Below are 20,197 nucleotides of genomic sequence, written 5' to 3' on the forward strand. Positions count from 1 at the left end.
TCAGCAGAAGTCTCTCATCGAGTGAGGCCGACCAGCGTGGCCAAGCCGGCGGGTGCCGGATGACCCGCCATGGTGGGATGATAGGTCGATCGATCGAGAGGGCGCTGCTGACCGGTCGCGAGGAGAGTCGAGTCGATGGATCTTGGCAAGCTGTGGTCCGACCTGACGACGGAACTGCTGGGCGTGCTCACGGCTTACCGGTCCCGGGTGGCCGCGTTGGATGTGCGGGAGAAAGCCGACCACACGCTGCTCACCGAGGCCGACCTCGCGATCGAAGAGATGATTATCAACCGGATCCGGGCCGTGGACCCCGCTGCTCGGGTGCTGGCGGAAGAGTCGGGCAGCGGCACCTGGCGGCCCGGTCTGGATGAGGAACCCGAGCGGATCTGGGTGATCGACCCGATCGACGGCACGGCCGAGTTCGTCAATCCGCGCAGCGCCGAGTTCTGCTCCGTCGTCTGCCTGCTGGAGCGACGGGAGCCCGTCGCCGCACTCATCGTCGCGCCCGAGTTGGGAGCCGACCGCACACCGATCGTGGTGGTCGCCTCCGGGGCTGATCACACGATCGCCGTCAATGGCAGACCGGCGGCGTACAACAATGAACCCTCTCGTGTCGCATCCCTGACCCGCAGCGCTCGTTCTGAAGCCCCGCCGCACGAGACCGCCATGGTCACTGCCGGCTACAACCTGAAGACGCGGACCACGTCACAGACGTTGGACATGCTGCGTACCGCCCTGGACCTCACCGACTTCGCGGCCGACACACCCCGTTTCGACCTTTTCTACCGTCCTCGACAAAAGGTCTGGGACGGTCTCGCGGGGTTGTGCCTCGGTGAAATCGTCGGTCTAATGTCCGCAAACGTGAATGGGGCCCGGCACCTGCCCGTGTCCATGGAAACACTCGCCCAGCCAGAGCCGACTTTCGCCAGCACCGTGATGGGTCGCCCGGAGGCCGTCAAGTGGTTCGTGGAGCTAGCCCGGGACTCCCACACCGGAACACCGAAGTCCTCGTAGACGTCACGTCGATCATCAGTGCCGAGGATTTCGTCGTTGCGCAGAACCGCGCTACTCGGCCAGACGATCCGTTCGCCCGCCAAGCGTTTGTCGAGCTGATCCAGTCCCTGATCTTCATGGAACGGGTGTGGATAGCCCATCCGGTGCTCGCCCACCCCTCGGTCGCCGACTTCGGCGGCAAGCCGTATCTCCTTCGCGCGTTGGCCGGTGCGGGCCTACTGCATCCGTTGCAGTTGGATGCCGGCGAGACGAGCCGGGTGCGGGCCGCGGAAGAGGCGGCACTACACGAATTGCAGAGCTGGCGGGGTCACAAGGTCCTCGGACAGTTCATCGGGCAGGCCGTCGCCTGCGACGACGTCCTACCTGATCAACGCAACTCGCTGTCGAAACGCATTCACGGCTGGTGTGCCTTTCAGGCGGCCAACGTACGCGTTGCGGGGCATCACGCGGATCGCATCGCCACCCCTGACGGGGTCGAAGATGACCCATTCGGCGCTTGGGCGCGAGCGGCCTCGATCGTGCTACGTGGCCCACTGCAATCCATGGCGCCCCCTGGCGAGGAGGTCTACGTTGCGGCGATCCTGGCGCGTGGACTGAAGTATCAGGCACGAGCGGATGCCACCCGCCTCTCCTACCAGGCCCACCCCGTCCGGCGCGATTTCCTGCTGACCTTCGACCTCTCCACAGAGGGCGCGACCGAGACAGTGGTGCTCGACGTCATCAGGGCCATCCGGGGCATCCATGAGTCCCTCGTCACAGCTGCCGATGACAGCGACACGCACCGGGTACAGCTTCTCGAACTCGAACTGCCGCTGCTCGGTGGCCGGCTCTGGCAGGCAGGCGAAACCGGCCGGATGGGCGAACGCGACTGGGTAGACCTGGTTGTCGCCCGCATCGCCGAGTACCGCGACAAGGCCGCCGACCTGCGCGCCGCCGTTGCCCGCTGCGTCACCGACGAGGACTACCTCCGTCTCGCCCGCGACATCAACGGGGCGAAACGGCAACTGCTGGAACGACTCGGGCTGCGCAAGGTCGCCCTCTCGCCGGTGGAGCAGGAACTGGTCAACGGGGTGGCCTCGGTGACCGAGTCGGTGCCCGGCGTACCCAAGGTCGCCGGCATGTGGATCGGAGCACGAGCGATCGGCAAACAGGTCTCCCACGGGCACGCCGGTCCAGCGATTCCTCTACAAGGAGTTCTACCGCGCCTGGAAACGCGCCGGCCGCTGAATCGAGCGCACTCGCGCCGATCCGGGACGCGGCCACGCCAGGCCCTCGGCGACAATCTGGTCGCCGCGCGGGAGAGGGTCGTGCGATCGTGGCCCGATGTCTCAACCGGTCCTGCGTACCGCTCTGTTGCTGGTCCCGCTCGCCGATCGGCACCTCGATCTGGAGGTCCAACTGGACTCCGACCCGGAGGTGCTGCGATACCTCTACGGCCGGGCCCGCACCAGGGACGAGGTGGTCGTCTCGCATGCGAACCGGATCGCGCTGGCCGGCAAGGTGGACGGCCTGGGCTACTGGATGGCGTTCGGCACCGACGCCGGGGTGCGCGGCTCGACACCCCCGGCGACCGAGGAGGACGGCGAGTTCGTCGGGCTGATGATGCTTCCGCCGGCACATGGCCCCGACCAGCCGGACGACCCGAGCGTCGCCGAGCTGGGTTACCGGCTCCTCCGGCGGCACTGGCGCAAGGGCCTGGCCAGCGAAGCTTCCCGGGAACTGCTGCGGCACGCCTTCGACACGGTCGGCCAGCGCCGGGTCATCGCGCAGACCATGGCCGTGAACATCGGATCCCGCCGGGTGATGGAGTCCGTCGGCCTGCGTTACGCCCGCACCTTCCACCCGTCCTGGGATGATCCGCTACCCGGAACGGAACACGGTGAGGTCGAGTACGCGATGACCCGAGAAGAGTGGCAGACCCTCCGGCACGGGTGAGCACGGCAGCCCGCCGGCAGCACCGCTGACCCGTCACCGTCCTACCGTGCATGCGCGGGGTGGGCGGCGTCCCGCAACGCGGCGACCGCCATCCGCGCCGCCGGTGTGTGCTCGACCGCGTCGTGCACCACCACATGGATCGACCGGGTCGGCGTCGGGCGGACCAGTCTGACGCGTGTCACGCCATCCGGCACATCTGCCGCGCCGAGCGCAGGGAGCACCGTGAGGCCGATGCCGGCGGCGACGAAGGCGAGCGCCGTCCGATAGTCGTGCGCCTCGACGCGGAAGGCCGGGCTGAAACCGGCGGCGGTGCAGGCTTCGAGGAGGTTGGCGCGGCACCAGCCGCGGGCGATGTCGTTGTCGATCCAGCGCTCGTCGGCGAGGTCGGCCAGGTCCGTCTCCTGCTGGTCGGCGAGGCGGTGCCCGGCCGGCACCACGGCGACGTACGGGTCGTCGAGGAGGTGGTGGGCGGTGAAGCCCGATCCGGGGTCGAAGCCGCTGCCCGCCACGACCACCTGGACGTCGGCGCGTTCCTCCCGGCTGTCCGGGATGTGTTCGCGCAGTTGCAGGTCGAGCCGCACGCCGGGGAGTTCGGTGAGGATGCGTCGCACCACGAGCGGCATCCACGCCGCACCCACCGACGCGAAGTACGCGATGGACAGTGCGCCGGTACGGCCGGTGCGCAGGTCCGCGATGAGCGATTCGGCCGCACCGACCCGGGCGAGCACCCGATCAGCTTCGGCGGCGAGAGCGTGCCCGGCGGCTGTGGGCCGCAGGCCCCGCCCCGCTCGGGCGAGGAGGGTGAGGCCCGTCTCGCGCTGTAACGCGGTGAGGTGCTGACTGACGGCGGAGGGGGTGTAGCCGAGGTTGGCGGCGGCGGCCTGGACCGACCCGGACGCCACGACGGAACGGAAGACCCGAAGGCGGTGAACGTCGAGCACGGCACAACGATAAAGCCTGACTGAACAGTCGTGAAGAAACAATCACTGGTGCTGAACGATCGGTCTGCCGAGAATCACCCCATGAGCAGTCCGTCGATCACCGGGCCCACCGCCCCGACCAGGGCCCTCCGGGAGGACACCGTCACCGCGGCGTACGCCCGGGGCGAGGAGGAGCGGCCTCGGTCCTGGCCGATTGTCGCCGCCGCCGCGACCACGGTCCTCCTGTGGGCCTCCGCGTTCGTCGGCATCCGTTTCGCCGGGCACGACTATTCCCCCGGCGCCATGGCGCTGGGGCGCATGGTGACGGCCTCCGCCGCGCTGAGCGTGTTCGTCGCGTTCACCGCCGGCCTCCGGCGGGCCCGAGCGCCGCACGCCCTGCGAAGGCACGGCGATTTGATGCCCCGCCGGGCGGCCCTGCCTCGCGGCGGAACGCTGGGACTGGTCGTGCTCTGGGGCGTGGCCTGGTTCGGCGGGTACAACCTGGCGCTCAACGCCGCCGAGCGGCTGGTCGACGCCGGGACGGCGGCGCTACTCGTGGCGGTCGCACCCATCCTCGTCGCGGTGGCCGCAGTTGTCGTCCTGGGCGAGCGGCTCACCGGTCGGCTCGGTGTCGGGGTGGCGGTCGCCTTCCTGGGCGTGGCGCTGATCGCGGCAGGTGGTTTCACCGGGCACGCCGACAGGCTCGGCGTCGCGCTGGCGGTGGTGTCCGCGATGCTGTACGCCTTCGCCGTACTCCTTCAGAAACGCCTCCTGACGCGGATCGACGCCGTGCCGATGACCTGGCTCGGCGCGCTGGCCGGGACGGCGGCCCTGCTGCCGTTCGCCCCCACGCTGCTGAAAGAACTCGCCGCGGCCCCGCTGCCAGCCACCCTGGGCGTGCTGTTCCTGGGCGTATTCCCGACCGCCATCGGCTTCCTCACCTGGGGTTACGTGCTGTCCCGCTGGACGGCCGGCCGCACCACCGCCGCCACCTACCTGGTCCCGCCGGTGACCGTCCTGCTGTCCTGGGCGCTGCTGGGCGAGGTGCCGGCACCGCTGGCCCTGCTGGGCGGCGCGCTCTGCCTGACCGGCGTGGTGCTCGCGACGCGCCGCTGACGGGGTCAGCGGGTGAGGCCGACGAGGGTGGCCAGGCGGGCCACGCCGGGCGGTACAGGTCGACCCCGGCAAGCTCGCCGAGGAGGCGCCCGCGCGGCGTCCACCAGGTAGGCACCCCGATACTCGGCCGGCAGCCGCCGCCACCCGTCATTGGCTGGCATCAGCCAATCGGGGCCACAAGTTGGACGCTACCCCGCCCGTTGCCGTTAGGAGTCGCGTGAGCAACGCCAAAGTTCGAGCAGCCCCGTCAAGAACCGACGTCTATCGTCTATCTGCCTAGGAGGAGACGGAAGCACCGGCTAGAAGGGATGGGCAAATGAGCGACGACCACGAGGCCGCAGGCGCCATAAGCTTCATTTTCGAAGCAGGCGTACTCAAGCGCGCAGCCCGCACCGGCTGGTGGTTCGCCGGTGTCAAGCACCCCGAGTCGATCGCCGAGCACTCGTTCCGCACCGCGCTCATCGGCATGATGCTCGCCGCTATGGAAGGCGCAGACCCTGCCCGGGTGTCCATGCTCTGCGTCCTGCACGACACCCAGGAAACCCGAATCACCGACATCCCGCACATCGCCAAGCGCTACCTCACCGCCGTCCCCAACACCACGGTCACCGCCGATCAGGTCGCCGCCTGCCCATCCGCCGTGGCCGACGTCATCACCGCCGCCGTCGTCGAGTACGAGGCCGGCGAAAGCCTCGAAGCCATCGTGGCCCGCGACGCCGACAAGCTCGAATGCCTCGTCCAAGCCGTCGAATACCGCCACCAGGGCATCGACAACGTCCAACGCTGGATCGACAGCTCCCGCGCCGCCCTCAAGACCGCATCCGCCCAACGCCTCGCCGACGCCGCCCTCACCGGACAACCCCTCGCCTGGCTCACCCCTGCAAGTTCCGCCGGTCCCGCTCGGTCACGCGGGGAAGTAAATCAACGGTAGGTAGCCGTCGTCGCCGTACGCCTTGAGGTCGCTGGTGAGCAGAGATGCCTCGTGTTCCAAGGCGGCCAGCAGGGCGGCGGCGCAGTCGAGGCGGCCGGTCATGTCCCGCCAGTGCGACAGTTCCAGCCAGTCGTCACCCCGGGTCGACAGCATGGCACACGCTTCGCGCTCGAAGAGGGCCTTCAGGAGCGCCCGCTCGGTGGTGTCGGTGGTGGTCGCGAGGGTCTCGGCCGCGACGACGGACGGTATGCCGAACCGCACGCCGTCCTCGGTGACCTCGTGGATCGGCTCGGCGACGTGCATCGAGCCGGCGACGTAGGCACGAAGCGCGGACCGGTCGAGGATGAGCCGCACCGGCGGCTCGTCGCGTTCACTCATGCGGCCGATGGACGCGCGGAGGTGATGCCCTTGTCACGCGCTCCTTGGCGGGCACGTTCCCGGACGGCGGCCCGCCGTTCCGGGGTCCACTCGGCTTCCACGGCGGCGCGACGGGCACGGGCGCGGGCCACCCCCTCGGGGGTGACCGTGATGCCGAATTCCTCGTGCATGGTGGTGAGGTTTTCAAGCCGCATGCGGGCGCGGACGGTGTCGACGAGGAAGGCGCTGGTGTTGCTCTCCCGTTCCAGCCGTTCGGCCACATCCTCGGGCACGGAGATCGACAGCTTACGGAACCGCTCGGTCATACCAGGATAGTAACTCGGTATGACCCGGCCGCCCTGCCAACACACGCCGTAGCGAATGAACCTGAAATGCGTTACGGGCCGCTGCGTTGGCCCGTGGAGGCCCTTTCGCGCCGATCAGCCGAGAACACCGCACGTCTAGAGCGCCACGATCGCCGCTGTCTCCGCCGGCAACTCGATGCGGTCCCGCCCGCCGGGCCGGGGTGGGTGCGCTCCGGCCCGGCGGGCACCAGGGCTCACTTGTGCTCGACGCGGTAGGCGCCGTCGCTGGCCGCGGCGCTTTCGGTAAGAGCTTTCCATGCCGTGCCGTCGAGGTCGAAGGTGTCGAAGAGATAGGCGGAGACCGCGTCGGCGACCAGGGCTACGCGGGCGGGATCCTCGTCGCTGGTCTCGGCGACCTGCTCGCCGGCGATTCCACCGAGGGTGTGTTCACCGTCGGTGATGGTGAACAGGCTCTTGGGCGCGGGGCTGAGGTGGTAGGCGTCGGTGAACCACTCCGGCCCGCGGGTGGACAACGCCGACTGGTCCTTGCCTCCCGTGACGACGAGGGCCGGCGTGGTCATCGTGGAGTAGTCCGGCCGCATGAACGGCAGATGCTCCACCGCGAACGGGGTGAGCGAGTCGCCGGTGCCCGTCGCCGCGAGAAGCGACCCGGCCTTGACCGAGGGATGGGAGAAGTCCTCGCCTGGCGTGCCGTCGGCGTCGAGCACACGGGCGCCGAGGAGGGTGCCGACGCTCTGACCGCCCCAGGAGTGCCCGACAGCGGCGATGCGCTCCCGGTCGACACGGCCGGCCAACCCGGCCTGGGTGAGGATGTCGTCGAGGTTGTCCAGGACGGCATGCAGGTCGGCGATCCGAACGCGCCAGATGATGCCGAATCGCGGGTCGTCGAACCCGAGGCCGTGGCGGCGGGAGTCGAGGTGGGTCGGCTGGACGACGACGAAGCCGGCGGCGGCCCACCGGTCGACGAGCGGCTCGTACCCGTCCATGGACCAGGCGTTGCCGTGGGAGAACACGATCACTGGGAGGTCGTGGCCGGACACCGGGGCGGTGACCTTGACCGCCAGGTCGATGTCGCGGCCGGTGGTGGGCACGGGGACGGGCTTGATCGCCATGATCTGCTGTGCGAGCTGGTGCAGGTGCATGCTGTTGCTGCTTCCTCTGCGCTGGGGAGGGTGTCTGCCACAATCAGGCGGAACGCTGTTCCACAAACTTAGCGGAACACCGTTCCGCCAGCAAGGGAGGAACTGTGACCGAATCGCCTGGGGCACGTGAGGCAGGCGTGCGCCGTAACCGCGAAGCACTTCTCGCCGCTGCCGCGGCCGTGTTCGTGGAGCAGGGAGTGCAGGCGCCCATCCGCGACATCGCCGGGCGGGCCGGGGTGGGCCTCGGCACGGTCTACCGCCACTTCCCGAACCGCGCCGAGCTGGTCATCGCGGTGTACCGCCATCAGATCGAGGAGTGTGTGGCGCTGGCGTCGGCGCTGCAGCGGGAAAGCATCGCGCCCGGTGAGGCGCTGACGCGCTGGATCGGGGCGTTCGTGGAGTTCCTGGTGACCAAGCACGGGCTCGGCGTCGCCCTGCAGTCGGAGGACCCGAGCCTGATCACGCTGCATGCGCTGATGCTCGAGAAGCTCGTCCCGGCATGCGCGTCGCTGATTGCCGCAGGCGTGTCCGCAGGCGAGATCGACCCCAGCGTGACCGCGTACACCCTCATGCGTGCCGTGGGGAATCTGTGCATCCTCGGCCCGGGTTACGAGCGGGCCCACGCGCAGGACATGGTGGCCCGCCTGCTCGTCGGATGTCGCAGCGCCCGGTGATGCCCCATGATCGTTGACGGCGGAGCGACTCAACACGCTGAGAGAAAGGCAGCCGAAACGTCAACGATCAGTGCGCGGGAGGATGCCGGGTCAGCGGGTGAGGCCGACGAGGGTGGCCAGGCGGGCCACGCCCGGCGGTGCGGGCCGTCCTCGGGCAAGCTCGCCAAGGAGGGTACGAGTCGACGGCCGCGCCCGGACCTCGGCCGGCGCGATCCCGTCCGCCGCGACCAGCATCCGCCCTGCCCCGGCCAGGTCACCGGCGAACAGGTACGCCCGCGCGGCGTCCACCAGGTAGGCACCCCGATACTCGGCCGGCAGCCGCCGCCACCCGTCCCGCCGGATCACCAACTCGTGCCGGGTGACCGCCTCGGCCAGTTCGCCCCGCTCGACCGCCACCATCACCCGCGCCATCTCCACGGCGACCGGCCCGAAGCTCGTACGCTGTGGATCGTCTGCGACCTCGGCCCGGCTCGCCACGCCCTCGGCCCAGTCGAGCAGCGCCTCGGCCTGCCGAGATTCGCCGCAGCTGGCGGCGGCGAGGGCACCCTGGAGCAGCAGTGTCCCGCCCACTGCCCACTCCTGTGCCCGCCGACCCGACGGCGTCGGCCTGTCCCCCGCCGGCACTCGGGACGGGCGCTTCGCCGCCATGGTCAGCCGCTGCGCGGCGACGACGGTGGCCGCCAACGCCAGCCGCTGCCGGCCGGCGAGCCGCAGTGCCTGGCCGAGCGAGATGGTCGCCGTACCCGCCAACACCGCGTCTCCGCCGGCCGCCACCAGCGCCCGGTCGGCGGTCAGCCACCCGAGATCGGCCTCACCCAGTTTCACCAGCACGGACGAGGCGATTCGGTACGCCTGCACCGTCGGCTCCGCCTGCACCGGCTCCCCCACCGGCCTGGTCTGCACGGCGTCGAGCAAGCTTGGCAGCGCCCGCACCACCTGCGTGTACTGCCCATGCTGGAAACTCAACCAGGCATGCCCCACCTGCCGGCGCAGCTCCGCCGTCGACACCGGGCGCATCTGCGCCCGGAACACCCCGTACCGGGCGAGCGCCGCCCGCACTCCGTCGAGCCCGTCGCGTACGTCACCACCGGCCAGCGGCGGATGCTCACCGAGCAGCACCGCCGGCTCGACACGCAACACCTCGGCGATATCCTGGATCACCGAGAACCGGTCGAGTCGCCGCGCACCCCGCTCCACCTTGTCCACCCAGCTCTTCGACTTCCCCAGCCGGTCGGCCAGCCCTTGCTGCGTCAACCGCCGCCGTACCCGCCACTGCGCCACCCGCCGCCCGATCGGCAACTCACTCCGGCCGGTCACGCCGCCACCGCCGATCCGGCACCGCCCGCGTGGTCTCCTCCACCGGTACGCGCTCCGCCTCAGCCTGCTCCAACAGCCGCCGCTTCGCCGCCTCCCGCTCAGCCGCCTGAATCCGCTCCCCCCGACTCATCTTCGACTCGTCATCGTGACCTGGCATCTCCACCTCCAGCGAGTTCGCTCTTGCCTTCTTGGAGCAGAGGCGTGGATGCCCGATCACGAGAGTGCGCCGGACATCCACGCCAGCGAGGACGGCCCGACAGCGCCAACCGAGGGGATCGACCTCCTCGGCAACCTCCCATAGGTACCGTTGGGTAGTCAAGGGCTGACGTAGGTGGTCTACTCGTGTTGCCAACCGAGGGGAAGACCGTGCCACCGCGTTACCGCTACGAACAGATCGCCGACGACCTTGCCGAACGCATCTCGTCCGGCGAGTTCCCGCCCGGCTCGAAGCTGCCCAGCCGGCGCGAGTTGATCGAGCAATATGAGGTCACCGAGCCGGTCATCGACCGCGCCATGCAGGTGCTACGGATCAAGGGCATGACCGAAACGCTGCCCGGCGTCGGCGTCTTCGTCAGAGAGTAGCGCCAGCGCAGGCGGCGCGCCCGACAACACAAGGCCGTTGAATTCTGCCATCAGCTCTACAGCCACGCTCGATCAGAGCTAATCACCGCAATACGACTCACAGAACAACAGTCCGAACGTGCCCGACCAAAGGGTTGACCGCACAGCCAAGAAGGATTGTCCGAACGCATGGGCGACAAGCAGGGGACGTTAAAGCAGCATACCGTACTGTGGAGCGCAGTCGGGCATCAGGTGTGGGACTTGTCGTCGTTGGCGTTACAGCCGCAATCGCTGGAGCCCTAATCTGGACAAAGCCATGGGTGCATATCCCCTGGCCATCGCGGCCCGGCGTTTGGTGGCACTCCTTTTACCGCTATGTCACGACAGACCTACGTTGGCTTGCGCTCGCGTTGGGCGCGATCGCGATCGTAACCCTTATAGTAGGGGCACGACAGCTACGCCAATCCAAGACGGACACACGGGAAAGCTCCGCCCAGACCGCTGGTCGCTCTGCCGTCAACACGACCGGCGACAACCCCATTCGGCGACGCGAGGACGATGCCTTAAATCGCGATGCGTTAGTGATCAGTATCGCTCTGGAGCTACGCAGCCTGGACGCCTCCGACGGCCACGTAGTGGCCCTCTTAGGGGCATGGGGCTCAGGGAAGACCTCTTTACTCAACCTCCTTCGGCTCCGCCTACAGGAGGAACCTCCACTTACCGTAGTTGATTACAACCCCTGGATGTTCTCAAGCACAGAGCATCTCGTAGAGTCATTCTTTGGTGAAATTGCCGCCCAACTTCGGTTGAAGGAGGGCCGCCTTGGCACGGTTGCGTCGGAGATCGAGGCATATGGAGAGCTACTGACGCCGCTAGCATGGATACCTGGCGCGGGATCCATACTTGATCGGATACGTAACGCCGCAAGCGGCATCCGAAAGTTTCAGGAGCGGCGCGAGAAGAACAGCATTCTTGCGCGTAGAGACAGATTAGCAAGAGAACTCACCAAGCTTCAGTCGCCAATTATCGTAATACTTGACGACATCGATCGCCTTTCGGCGGGCGAGGTCCGTGAGATATTCAAACTCGTCCGCCTCACCGCCAGCTTCCCCAACATTATCTATCTCCTCGCTTTCGACCGAAAGATTGTCGAGGAATCCTTGAACAGCCAAAATAGCGGAGGACGCGTCTATCTGGAAAAGATTGTCCAGACTGTGATTGACCTTCCCGAAGCCTCCGAAGAACTACTAGTCACACACTTGACGGAAATTCTCGATGAGACAGTAGGCGGCATATCGAATCCAGGGCCATTCGATGAGGGTCGATGGCCAGACGTACTTCTTGAGATTCTTCGGCCACTGATACGAAGCATGCGAGATGTTCGCCGTTACGCCGCCTCGATACGCATCACGCTTCACTCACTCGAAGGACAAGTGCAGTTAGTGGATGTATTGGCACTTGAGGCCTTAAGGGTTTTCCTGCCCGATGTTTTCATACGTATCGCAAATACACGTCTGGCCCTGACTGAGACGCGGCACCTTGAATCGCACTCAGAAGACAGAGCCAACTACCAGGAATCCATTCAACGAATCCTCGCTACAGCTCAGGACAGCGAGAATGTTGCGCGCGCTGCGATAAAACTCCTATTTCCCGCTGCACTTCATTACATCGGAGGCTCTTCCTACGGAAGCAGCTGGAAGCACAGCTGGTTGAAGAGTCGGCGAGTCGCACATGCCGACATACTGCGGCTCTACCTTGAGAGAATTTACTCGTCAGGGATGGCGGCCTTCAGGGATGCCGAGCAGGCTTTCGAGGTTCTTTCTGATCGAGCAGCCCTTGAACGGCTCTTTTCATCCATTGAAGCAGAGCGCATTGAGGATGTAATTGCTGCGCTTGAGATCTACGAGGAAGATTATCCGGGTGAGGCCGTTCCGATTGCCACCATTGTCCTACTGAATCTCATGCCCACCCTACCTGCCCGCCCTCGCGGGATGCTGGACATGGATGCAAGGATGGTAGTCGGGCGTGTCATCCTCCGACTATTGCGTCAAATACCATCACCCGACGACGTAGCGAGAATCGTGAAGGAAGTGCTCCCCGAGATAACCACCCTGTCCTCCCGCTTCCAATTGATATCAATTGTCGGCCACGTTGAGAATGCTGGGCACAAACTCGTGGCACCGGAAATTGCAAGCGAAATGGAGGGCGAGTTCGCGGCGGCGGCTCGCGGCGACCTACCCGCCGACATTAGCGACGAGTGGGATTTACTGACTACACTGTATTGGGCTTATCAGAAATGGGGAGCACAGCCGTCAACAGTGGATCTGAAGCTCGGTGGCCACGTGCATGCTCAGATACTTCGCACCGCTCAAACCGAGGCACGCAGCACAACTGGATCAAGCCACGCGATTTGGCGAGAGAAGAGACTCCCATGGAACACCCTAATAAAGCTATACGGAGACGAGGAAACACTTCGCCAGGCGATCGAATCGGCTAGATCATTTGCGATGGAAGACGGTCGGTTTGCCGAATCCATCAACTTGGCTGACAAATATGTTCAGGGCTGGCGTCCTGATTTCAAAAACTGATGTCGGAGATGCCATCAGTTGTCAGAGCGCCACAATCGCCGCTGTCTCGGCTGGTAGTTCGATGCGGTCGCGCTGCACCGTGACGCCCTCCCCCGTGGCGAGCAGCACCCGCCGGGCCACCCCCGGCAGCGTCACCCGCTGTGGCTTGTCGGCCAGGTTGGCGGCCACCAGACACCCGCCCCGCCGCATCACCAGGAACCGGTCACCGTGCCGTACCTCGACGGCGAACAGGTGCGGGTCCGACAGCTCCGGGCGGGACTTCCGCAGCGCGATCAGTCGCCGGTAGAAGTCGTACATCTGCCGGTGTTCGGGTTTGTCCAGCTCGGCCCAGTCCAAGCGAGAGCGGGCGAAGGTCTGCCGGTCCTGCGGGTCCGGCACCTCAGCCGAGGGCCAACCGTGCGTGGCGAACTCGCGCCGCCGGCCGGACACCACGGCAGAGGCCAGCTCCGGCTCCGGGTGCGACGTGAAGTACTGCCACGGCGTCGAGGCCGCCCACTCCTCCCCCATGAACAGCATCGGGGTGAAGGGGGCCGTCATCAGCAATGCCGCCCCGACCCGCAGCAACGCAGGCGAGACGGTAGCGGAGAGACGATCACCAACCGCGCGGTTGCCGATCTGGTCGTGGTTCTGGAGGTAGGCCACGAAGCGGTGGCCGGGGGTGCGCGGGTCGACCGGGCGGCCGTGTTGGCGTTGGCGGAAGCTGGACCAGGTGCCGGTGTGGAAGAAGGCGCCGCGCAGCACCTCGGCCAGGCATTCCATGGTGCCGAAGTCGCCGTAGTAGCCCTGTTCTTCGCCGGTGAGCAGGGTGTGCAGGGCGTGGTGGGCGTCGTCGTTCCACTGGGCGTGCAGGCCGTAGCCGCCGGCCTCGCGCGGGGTGATCAGCCGGGGGTCGTTGAGGTCGGATTCGGCGATCAGCGACAGCGGGCGGCCCAGATGGGTGGAGAGCGATTCGACCTCGACGGCGATCTCCTCCAGCAGGTGCACCGCGCGGGTGTCGGGCATGGCGTGCACGGCGTCCAGGCGCAGGCCGTCGACGTGGTAGTCGCGCAGCCACATCAGGATGCTGTCGATGATGAAGCGGCGTACTCCGTCGGAGTGCGGGCCGTCCAGGTTGACGGCCCGGCCCCAGGGGGTGCTGCGGTCGCCGAGGTAGGGAGCGAACAGCGGTGCGTAGGCCCCGGAGGGGCCGAAATGGTTGTAGACGACGTCGAGGATCACCCCCAACCCCTTGGCGTGGGCGGCGTCGACCAGCCGTTTGAGGCCGTCGGGGCCGCCGTACGGCTCGTGTGGGGCGTACCAGCAGACGCCGTCGTACCCCCAGTTGTGTTCGCCGTTGAAGGCGTTGACCGGCAACAATTCGATCATGTCGACGCCGAGGTCGACCAGGTGGTCGAGTTTCCCGATGATCGCGTCGAAGGTGCCTTCCGGGGTGAACGTGCCGACGTGCAGCTCGTAGAGGATGCTGCCGGGCAGTTGCCGGCCGGTCCAGGAGTCGTCGGTCCAGGAGAACGCCGAATGGTCGTAGACCCGGCTGACGCCGTGCACGCCGAAGGGCTGCCACCGGGACCGGGGGTCGGGCAGCGGCCGGTCGTCGTCGTCGAGCAGGAACGCGTAGTCGGTGCCGGCGTCGGGCACCTCGATCTTCCACCAGCCGCCGCGGCCGGCGCGCATCTCGTGGTCGGCGCCGCCGGGCAGGCGCAGCCGCACCCGCTTCGCCTCCGGTGCCCAGACCGTGAACTCGGACATGACGCAACCTCCCGGGTCAGGTGGTGGGCACCAGCAACGCGACGGGATAGGTGGCCAGCAGATCAGTCAGGCGGACCTGGTTGTCACTGTAGACCCGCCCGGTGAACAGGCATGACATCTGATTAACGGGCTGTGACAGGGTGGTGTCGCGCCAGCCGCCGGCGGCGGCCAGGCGCAGCGGCAGCCGGGTGGCGACGGCGGTCCGCCCTCAGGCCACCCTCTCCAGCACCACCAGGGAGCGGTCCGGTACGCAGAGCGCACCGCCGGCCTCGACGGTGACGCCCTTGTCCTGGTCGGGTTCGGCGGTGCTGATCACCATCTCCCAGCGCTGGCCGAACTCGGCCGGCGGCGGGGTGAAGTCCAGCGGCGCGTCGTGGGCGTTGAAGCAGAGCCAGAAGGAGGCGTCGTGGTGGCGTTGGCCGTACCGGCCGCGTTCCCGGATGCCGTCGCCGTTGACGAACAGCGCCACCGAGCGGCCGAAGTCGTTGCCCCAGTCCTCGCCGGTCATCTCCCGCCCGTGTGGGGTGTACCAGGCCAGGTCGGGCAGCGGCTCGTCCGCCTCACGGCCGCGTACGGGCAGCCCGGTGAAGAAGCGGCGACGCCGGAAGACCTGGTGCCGGCGGCGGAACCCGACCAGCCGGCGGGTGAAGTCCAGCAGCTCGTGGTCGACGTTGTCCCAGTCGACCCAGGTCAGCTCGCTGTCCTGGCAGTAGGCGTTGTTGTTGCCGCGCTGGGTGCGGCCCATCTCGTCACCGTGGCCGATCATCGGCACGCCCTGGGACAGCAGCAGGGTGGCGAGAAAGTTGCGCCGCTGCCGGGCCCGCAGGGCCAGCACGCCCGGGTCGTCGGTGTCGCCCTCGACGCCGCAGTTCCAGGACCGGTTGTGGTTCTCGCCGTCGCGGTTCTCCTCGCCGTTGGCCTCGTTGTGCTTGTCGTTGTACGACACCAGATCGGTCAGGGTGAACCCGTCGTGGCAGGTGACGAAATTGATGCTGTGGAAGGGGCGGCGGCCGTCGTCCTGGTAGAGGTCGGCGGAGCCGCAGATGCGGGAGGCAAACTCGGCGAGGGTGGCCGGCTCGCCGCGCCAGAAGTCGCGCACGGTGTCGCGGTACTTGCCGTTCCACTCGGTCCACTGCGGCGGGAAGTTGCCGACCTGGTAGCCGCCGGGGCCGACGTCCCACGGCTCGGCGATCAGCTTGACCCGGCCGACCACCGGGTCCTGCTGCACCACCTCGAAGAAGGTGGAGAGGCGGTCCACCTCGTAGAACTCGCGGGCCAGGGTGGCGGCCAGGTCGAAGCGGAAACCGTCGACGTGCATCTCGGTCACCCAGTACCGCAACGAATCCATGATCAGTTGGAGCGAGTGCGGGTTGCGGACGTTGAGGCTGTTGCCGGTGCCGGTGTAGTCGACGTAGTGGCGGCGGTCTTCCTCCGACAGCCGGTAGTAGCTGGGGTTGTCGACGCCCTTGAAGCTGAGCGTCGGGCCGAGGTGGTTGCCCTCGGCGGTGTGGTTGTAGACCACGTCGAGGATGACCTCGATGCCGGCGGCGTGCAGCGCCTTGACCATGCCCCGGAACTCCTGCACCTGCTGGCCGAGGTGGCCGAGCGCGGAGTAGGCGTGGTGCGGGGCGAAGAAACCGATGGTGTTGTAGCCCCAGTAGTTGCGCAGACCCAGGTCGGCCAGGCGGTGGTCGTTGACGAACTGGTGCACCGGCATCAGCTCGATGGCGGTGACGCCGAGCCGGGTCAGGTGCTCGATCATCGGGGGCGAGGCGATGGCCGCGTACGTGCCGCGCAGCTCGTCGGGGATGCCGGGCAGTCGCATGGTCAGCCCGCGTACGTGCGCCTCGTAGATCACCGAGTGGTGGTACGGGATGCGCGGCGGGGCGTCGTTGCCCCAGTCGAAGTACGGATTCACCACCACTGATTTCGGCATGAACGGCGCCGAGTCGGTGACGTTCATCCGCTCCGGGTCGCCGTGGGTGTAGTCGTAGACCGCCGGGTCCCACCGCACGTCGGAGTCGATCGCTTTGGCGTACGGGTCGATGAGCAGCTTGTGCGGGTTGCAGCGCAGCCCGTTCGCCGGGTCGTACGGGCCGTGCACCCGGTAGCCGTAGCGCTGCCCCGGCCCGAGCCCGGGGAGGTACGCGTGCCAGACGTACGCGTCCACCTCGCGCAACTCGATGCGGCGCTCGGTGCCGACGTCCCACTCGTCGAGGACGTCCCACTCGTCGAAGAGGCAGAGTTCGATCTTCTCGGCAACTTCCGAAAAGATCGCGAAGTTGGTGCCCAACCCGTCGTAGGTGGCACCGAGGGGATACGGCTCGCCCGGCCAGACCTGCATCTCGCTCCTTCGGCCACGTGTAGGTTGCCGTGCCGTCGGTCACTGTGACCGTCATCAAGGTGCAGAACCGGCCGTGATGGAGTTTCCTTGAACGCGGGCGCGTGTCTGCGTGCCTGTTGATCCTCGCACCATCGGGCGCGTACGCGCGTGTCCGAAACCCAACGCTGCCCATCCGCCGCCAACGATGTCGGCGCGCTCCCTGCTGCAACGGAACGGAGACTGTTGTGACGACCACGCGGGTCGGCGGGCGTGCCGCCACCGCCACGGACCGTACTCACCGACCCACTCTCCCCTCGCGACCCCAACTCCCGGCGCAGTCCGGGCCGGCCGGCCCGGCCCAGACCCGCCGCATCCTGATGCTGTCCTGGGAGTACCCGCCGGTGCTGGTGGGCGGGCTGGGCCGGCACGTGCACGCCCTGTCGGTGGCCCTCGCTGCCGCCGGGCACGAGGTCACCGTCGTCACCCGGCATGCCGAGGGCGCCCCGCTGGAGGAGTACGTCGACGGCGTACGCGTGGTGCGCGCCGCCGAGGATCCGGTCACCTTCCCGCTGGCCACCGAGAGCCTGCTGGCCTGGACCATGGCGTTCAACCACACGCTGACCCGGGCCGCGCTGCGCGCCGCGGGCACCGGCGGGTACGACGTCATCCACGCCCACGACTGGCTGGTCGCGCACACCGCGATGACCCTGCGCGAGCACCTGGACCTGCCGCTGGTCAGCACCATCCACGCCACCGAGGCGGGCCGGCACCAGGGCTGGCTGCCCGGCGAGATGAACCGCACCATCCACGGTGTCGAGCACTGGCTCGGCAGCGAGTCGACGCGGGTCATCGTCTGCTCCGGCTACATGCGTGACGAGGTGACCGGGCTGTTCGGCGTACCGGCCGGCCGGGTCGACGTGGTGCCCAACGGGGTCGAGTCGCAGCGCTGGCGGGTGCCGGCCAGTGCGATCACCCAGGCGCGGGCCCGGTTCGCCGCCGACGGTCCGCTGATCAGCTTCGCCGGCCGCCTGGTCTACGAGAAGGGCGTGCAGCACCTGCTCGCCGGCCTGCCCGGGTTGCGTGATCGGCACCCGGGGCTGCGCGCGGTGATCGTCGGTGACGGCCCGTACCGGGCCGAGTTGGAGGCCGACGTGCACCGGCTGGGCCTGACCGACACCGTCAGCCTGCCCGGCTTCCTCGGCGGCACCGACCTACCGGCGGTGATGGCTGCCTCGGACTGCTTCGCGGTGCCCAGCATCTACGAGCCGTTCGGCATGGTCGCGCTGGAGGGGGCCGCCGCCGGTGCGCCGCTCGCGGTCGCCGAGACCGGCGGGCTCGCCGAGATCGTCGAGCCGGGCGTGACCGGGATGACTTTCCGTCCACACGACCCGGACGCCCTGGCCGACGCGGTGCACGCCCTGCTGTCCGACACCGAGCGGGCCCGCACCCTGGCCCGCCGCGCCCGCACCATGGTCGACGAGCGGTACGGCTGGTCCGCGATCGCCAGCCGCACCGCCGCCACGTACGCCGCAGCGATCGCCCAGTCCCCCAGCTTCGTCGCGGACCGTGCCGCCCACCAGATGGCGTACGGCCGGAACCTGCCGACGGTCCCGGAGGGCAACCTGCTCGCCGCCGCCGGCCTGCGCTGACCAGCCCATATCGTTCGGTTTCCGGTCCGGGCACGACGTGACCCGGGCCGGTCCGAGCCGGTTGACGCCAGCCGACGGCGGCGGACGTCACCGGCCCGAATACCGCCCGATCGAGCCACCCTGGAAGCTGGCCGTACTCGGTATGTACCGTGGGGCGAGTAACAGGCAGGGTTCGTGGCTCGATCCATGGGGGAGTCAAGCGGTGCCCACCGAATCGGTGTCCAACATGGCCGGTCCAAGCCCACAGGCACCGGATCCAGACCGCTCCACCCGCGCCAGGCTGCTGGTGGGAATCAGCAGCGAAGGCGTCAGCCTCGCCAGTTGCTCCGCATGCTCCGACGGCGCCCGCGTCCGTTACGTTGGCCGGCTTACCACGCCCCGATGAGTCGGTTCGTCCCGTACGTCGCACTGTGCCGGGCCATGCTGCTCGGCAGGCTGGCGCTGACGTGGGCGGCGGTCGGCGTCGGCATCCGATTCGTCGACGACATCTGGCAGACCGCCGGTGCCCTTGTGGTCATCACTACCGCCACCACCGTGCAGGTCACCGTGTTGGGCCGGTGGCCGGACGTGATCCGACGGCGGTTGGGCGTGCTGGCAATCGACGCGGCCATCATGATCGCCGTGTTGGTGCTCAGCGAGGGCGGCGTCGCCTTCTTCTGCTACGCCGCCGGCTTTGCCGCGCTGACCGGCGTCCTGCTGGGCACCCGCGCCGCGCCACTCTGGTTCGCCGACGCGGGGCTCGGGCTCGTCGTGGCGGCGCAACTGCTGGCAAGCGACGGGACGGCAGACTCCAACGCCGCGTCGTTCGTACTGGCGTTCCCGGTGATCGACATCCTCTGCGGATACGGCGCGGCCTTGATGACCGCAACTGTGGCCCGCTATATCGACGCCTCGATCGCGATGGCGGCCAGCGCCCACCGCTCGGCGGCGGCGTCCGAGCGGGCGCGGTTGGCACGCGAGCTTCACGACTCGGTCGCGAAGACGCTGCGCGGGGTGTCGTTCGCCGCGGTCGCCCTGCCCACCCTGCTGCGCCGCCAGCCCGACCTGGCCGAGGAACTCGCCAGCACCGTCTCCGCCGGAGCCGATACCGCGATCCGGGAAACCCGTGAACTGCTCACCGGGTTGCGCCGGGACGCGCTGGACCGGCCCTTCTCCGAGCATCTGCACCAGGTGTGTCGCGCCTGGACGGAGCGGACCCAGATCCCGGTACGGCTCGATGTCACCGCGGTCATGGAGCCGACCCCGGCGGTCCGCTACGAGCTGACTGAGATCCTGAACGAAGCGTTGGAGAACGTGGCCCGGCACGCGGACGCGACACTGGTTCACGTCAGCCTGCACGAACGGGAGAGGCAACTGCTGCTGACCATCCGGGATGACGGCGCGGGCTTCGCCCCACCCGATGACCTGACCACGCTCTCCACCGAGGGTAGCTTCGGCATCGTCGGGATGACCGAACGCGCCCAGGCGGCCGGTGGCAGACTCCGGGTCGACTCGGGCAGCGGAAGGGGCACGACCGTGGCGGCCTGGGTTCCGCTCGTTGCTGCCGCCGACGCCGCCACGGTCCTGGCCGCCACAGTCCTACCTGTCGGACGGTGACC

At 68.0% G+C, this 20,197-nt stretch carries 18 protein-coding genes; 9 read left to right on the forward strand and 9 right to left on the reverse strand.

The window, feature by feature from the left end; genetic code table 11:
- Nucleotides 1-135 precede the first annotated feature (135 nt).
- Nucleotides 136-1,014 carry an inositol monophosphatase family protein gene (locus Vqi01_RS00655; RefSeq protein ID WP_204031899.1) on the forward strand — a complete coding sequence of 293 codons (879 nt, stop codon included), beginning with the start codon at nt 136-138 and terminating at the stop codon, nt 1,012-1,014.
- Nucleotides 1,015-1,535: 521 nt separating this feature from the next.
- Here the strand turns inward: Vqi01_RS00655 and Vqi01_RS00660 are convergent.
- Nucleotides 1,536-2,174 (reverse strand): hypothetical protein, encoded by a 639-nt coding sequence (locus Vqi01_RS00660; protein WP_204031901.1) that lies wholly within the window; start codon nt 2,172-2,174, stop codon nt 1,536-1,538.
- A 163-nt stretch (nt 2,175-2,337) separates the two neighbouring features.
- On the opposite strand from Vqi01_RS00660, the gene Vqi01_RS00665 reads away from it, so the two are divergent.
- The gene (locus tag Vqi01_RS00665) at nt 2,338-2,949 is read left to right on the forward strand and encodes a GNAT family N-acetyltransferase (RefSeq protein ID WP_204031902.1); all 612 of its coding nucleotides are present in this window, start codon (nt 2,338-2,340) and stop codon (nt 2,947-2,949) included.
- 41 nt (nt 2,950-2,990) lie between these two features.
- On the opposite strand, the gene Vqi01_RS00670 is transcribed toward Vqi01_RS00665, so the two are convergent.
- A complete protein-coding gene (locus Vqi01_RS00670; protein ID WP_204031904.1) occupies nt 2,991-3,890 on the reverse strand; it encodes a LysR family transcriptional regulator in 900 nt (299 codons plus the stop codon).
- Nucleotides 3,891-3,971: 81 nt separating this feature from the next.
- On the opposite strand from Vqi01_RS00670, the gene Vqi01_RS00675 reads away from it, so the two are divergent.
- Together Vqi01_RS00675 and Vqi01_RS00680 are read left to right on the forward strand one after the other, a co-directional pair.
- Nucleotides 3,972-4,985: a DMT family transporter gene (locus Vqi01_RS00675; protein WP_204031906.1), complete on the forward strand. Its 1,014-nt coding sequence runs from the start codon at nt 3,972-3,974 to the stop codon at nt 4,983-4,985.
- Nucleotides 4,986-5,301: 316 nt separating this feature from the next.
- A complete protein-coding gene (locus Vqi01_RS00680; RefSeq protein WP_204031908.1) occupies nt 5,302-5,916 on the forward strand; it encodes an HD domain-containing protein in 615 nt (204 codons plus the stop codon).
- Here the strand turns inward: Vqi01_RS00680 and Vqi01_RS00685 are convergent.
- The 3 genes from Vqi01_RS00685 to Vqi01_RS00695 form a co-directional block, all read right to left on the reverse strand.
- A complete protein-coding gene (locus Vqi01_RS00685; protein ID WP_204031909.1) occupies nt 5,890-6,294 on the reverse strand; it encodes a hypothetical protein in 405 nt (134 codons plus the stop codon). The genes Vqi01_RS00680 and Vqi01_RS00685 overlap by 27 nt on opposite strands.
- Nucleotides 6,291-6,599, reverse strand: coding sequence for a hypothetical protein (locus tag Vqi01_RS00690; RefSeq protein ID WP_239098084.1), 309 nt, complete (start codon nt 6,597-6,599; stop codon nt 6,291-6,293). Before Vqi01_RS00690 ends, Vqi01_RS00685 begins: the two co-directional genes overlap by 4 nt.
- A gap of 233 nt (nt 6,600-6,832) precedes the next feature.
- Complete coding sequence (locus tag Vqi01_RS00695) at nt 6,833-7,741, reverse strand: alpha/beta hydrolase family protein (RefSeq protein ID WP_204031911.1); 909 nt, start codon at nt 7,739-7,741, stop codon at nt 6,833-6,835.
- Nucleotides 7,742-7,845: 104 nt separating this feature from the next.
- On the opposite strand from Vqi01_RS00695, the gene Vqi01_RS00700 reads away from it, so the two are divergent.
- On the forward strand, nt 7,846-8,415 hold the full coding sequence (locus tag Vqi01_RS00700) for a TetR/AcrR family transcriptional regulator (RefSeq protein WP_204031912.1): 570 nt from the start codon (nt 7,846-7,848) through the stop codon (nt 8,413-8,415).
- A gap of 90 nt (nt 8,416-8,505) precedes the next feature.
- Here the strand turns inward: Vqi01_RS00700 and Vqi01_RS00705 are convergent, their stop codons facing one another.
- Together Vqi01_RS00705 and Vqi01_RS00710 are read right to left on the reverse strand one after the other, a co-directional pair.
- Nucleotides 8,506-9,732: a helix-turn-helix domain-containing protein gene (locus Vqi01_RS00705; RefSeq protein ID WP_204031914.1), complete on the reverse strand. Its 1,227-nt coding sequence runs from the start codon at nt 9,730-9,732 to the stop codon at nt 8,506-8,508.
- On the reverse strand, nt 9,716-9,889 hold the full coding sequence (locus Vqi01_RS00710; RefSeq protein WP_204031917.1) for a hypothetical protein: 174 nt from the start codon (nt 9,887-9,889) through the stop codon (nt 9,716-9,718). Before Vqi01_RS00710 ends, Vqi01_RS00705 begins: the two co-directional genes overlap by 17 nt.
- A 185-nt stretch (nt 9,890-10,074) precedes the next feature.
- Here Vqi01_RS00710 and Vqi01_RS00715 point away from each other — a divergent pair, with 185 nt between their 5' ends.
- Complete coding sequence (locus Vqi01_RS00715) at nt 10,075-10,314, forward strand: FadR/GntR family transcriptional regulator (protein WP_204031919.1); 240 nt, start codon at nt 10,075-10,077, stop codon at nt 10,312-10,314.
- 560 nt (nt 10,315-10,874) lie between these two features.
- Nucleotides 10,875-12,881, forward strand: coding sequence for a KAP family P-loop NTPase fold protein (locus Vqi01_RS00720; protein ID WP_204031920.1), 2,007 nt, complete (start codon nt 10,875-10,877; stop codon nt 12,879-12,881).
- A gap of 21 nt (nt 12,882-12,902) precedes the next feature.
- On the opposite strand, the gene treZ is transcribed toward Vqi01_RS00720, so the two are convergent.
- Together treZ and glgX are read right to left on the reverse strand one after the other, a co-directional pair.
- On the reverse strand, nt 12,903-14,627 hold the full coding sequence (gene treZ, locus Vqi01_RS00725; protein WP_204031924.1) for a malto-oligosyltrehalose trehalohydrolase: 1,725 nt from the start codon (nt 14,625-14,627) through the stop codon (nt 12,903-12,905).
- Between the two features lie 208 nt (nt 14,628-14,835).
- Nucleotides 14,836-16,971: a glycogen debranching protein GlgX gene (gene glgX / locus Vqi01_RS00735; protein WP_204031926.1), complete on the reverse strand. Its 2,136-nt coding sequence runs from the start codon at nt 16,969-16,971 to the stop codon at nt 14,836-14,838.
- A gap of 224 nt (nt 16,972-17,195) precedes the next feature.
- Here glgX and Vqi01_RS00740 point away from each other — a divergent pair, with 224 nt between their 5' ends.
- Nucleotides 17,196-18,599: a glycosyltransferase family 4 protein gene (locus Vqi01_RS00740; RefSeq protein WP_204031927.1), complete on the forward strand. Its 1,404-nt coding sequence runs from the start codon at nt 17,196-17,198 to the stop codon at nt 18,597-18,599.
- A 381-nt stretch (nt 18,600-18,980) separates the two neighbouring features.
- Nucleotides 18,981-20,195, forward strand: a complete 1,215-nt coding sequence (locus Vqi01_RS00745; RefSeq protein ID WP_204031929.1) for a sensor histidine kinase — start codon at nt 18,981-18,983, stop codon at nt 20,193-20,195.
- Nucleotides 20,196-20,197: the final 2 nt, after the last annotated feature.

Origin of the sequence: Micromonospora qiuiae (assembly GCF_016863555.1) — a bacterium.
Classification (GTDB): Bacteria; Actinomycetota; Actinomycetes; order Mycobacteriales; family Micromonosporaceae; genus Micromonospora; species Micromonospora qiuiae.

Coding starts and splice junctions, on each gene's coding strand:
- Vqi01_RS00685 (WP_204031909.1), bottom strand. CDS start 6,294: ATGAGTGAACGCGACGAGCCGCCGGTGCGGCTCATCCTCGACCGGTCC.
- Vqi01_RS00690 (WP_239098084.1), bottom strand. CDS start 6,599: ATGACCGAGCGGTTCCGTAAGCTGTCGATCTCCGTGCCCGAGGATGTG.
- Vqi01_RS00710 (WP_204031917.1), bottom strand. CDS start 9,889: ATGCCAGGTCACGATGACGAGTCGAAGATGAGTCGGGGGGAGCGGATT.
- Vqi01_RS00680 (WP_204031908.1), top strand. CDS start 5,302: ATGAGCGACGACCACGAGGCCGCAGGCGCCATAAGCTTCATTTTCGAA.
- glgX (WP_204031926.1), bottom strand. CDS start 16,971: ATGCAGGTCTGGCCGGGCGAGCCGTATCCCCTCGGTGCCACCTACGAC.
- treZ (WP_204031924.1), bottom strand. CDS start 14,627: ATGTCCGAGTTCACGGTCTGGGCACCGGAGGCGAAGCGGGTGCGGCTG.
- Vqi01_RS00745 (WP_204031929.1), top strand. CDS start 18,981: ATGAGTCGGTTCGTCCCGTACGTCGCACTGTGCCGGGCCATGCTGCTC.
- Vqi01_RS00695 (WP_204031911.1), bottom strand. CDS start 7,741: ATGCACCTGCACCAGCTCGCACAGCAGATCATGGCGATCAAGCCCGTC.
- Vqi01_RS00675 (WP_204031906.1), top strand. CDS start 3,972: ATGAGCAGTCCGTCGATCACCGGGCCCACCGCCCCGACCAGGGCCCTC.
- Vqi01_RS00655 (WP_204031899.1), top strand. CDS start 136: ATGGATCTTGGCAAGCTGTGGTCCGACCTGACGACGGAACTGCTGGGC.
- Vqi01_RS00665 (WP_204031902.1), top strand. CDS start 2,338: ATGTCTCAACCGGTCCTGCGTACCGCTCTGTTGCTGGTCCCGCTCGCC.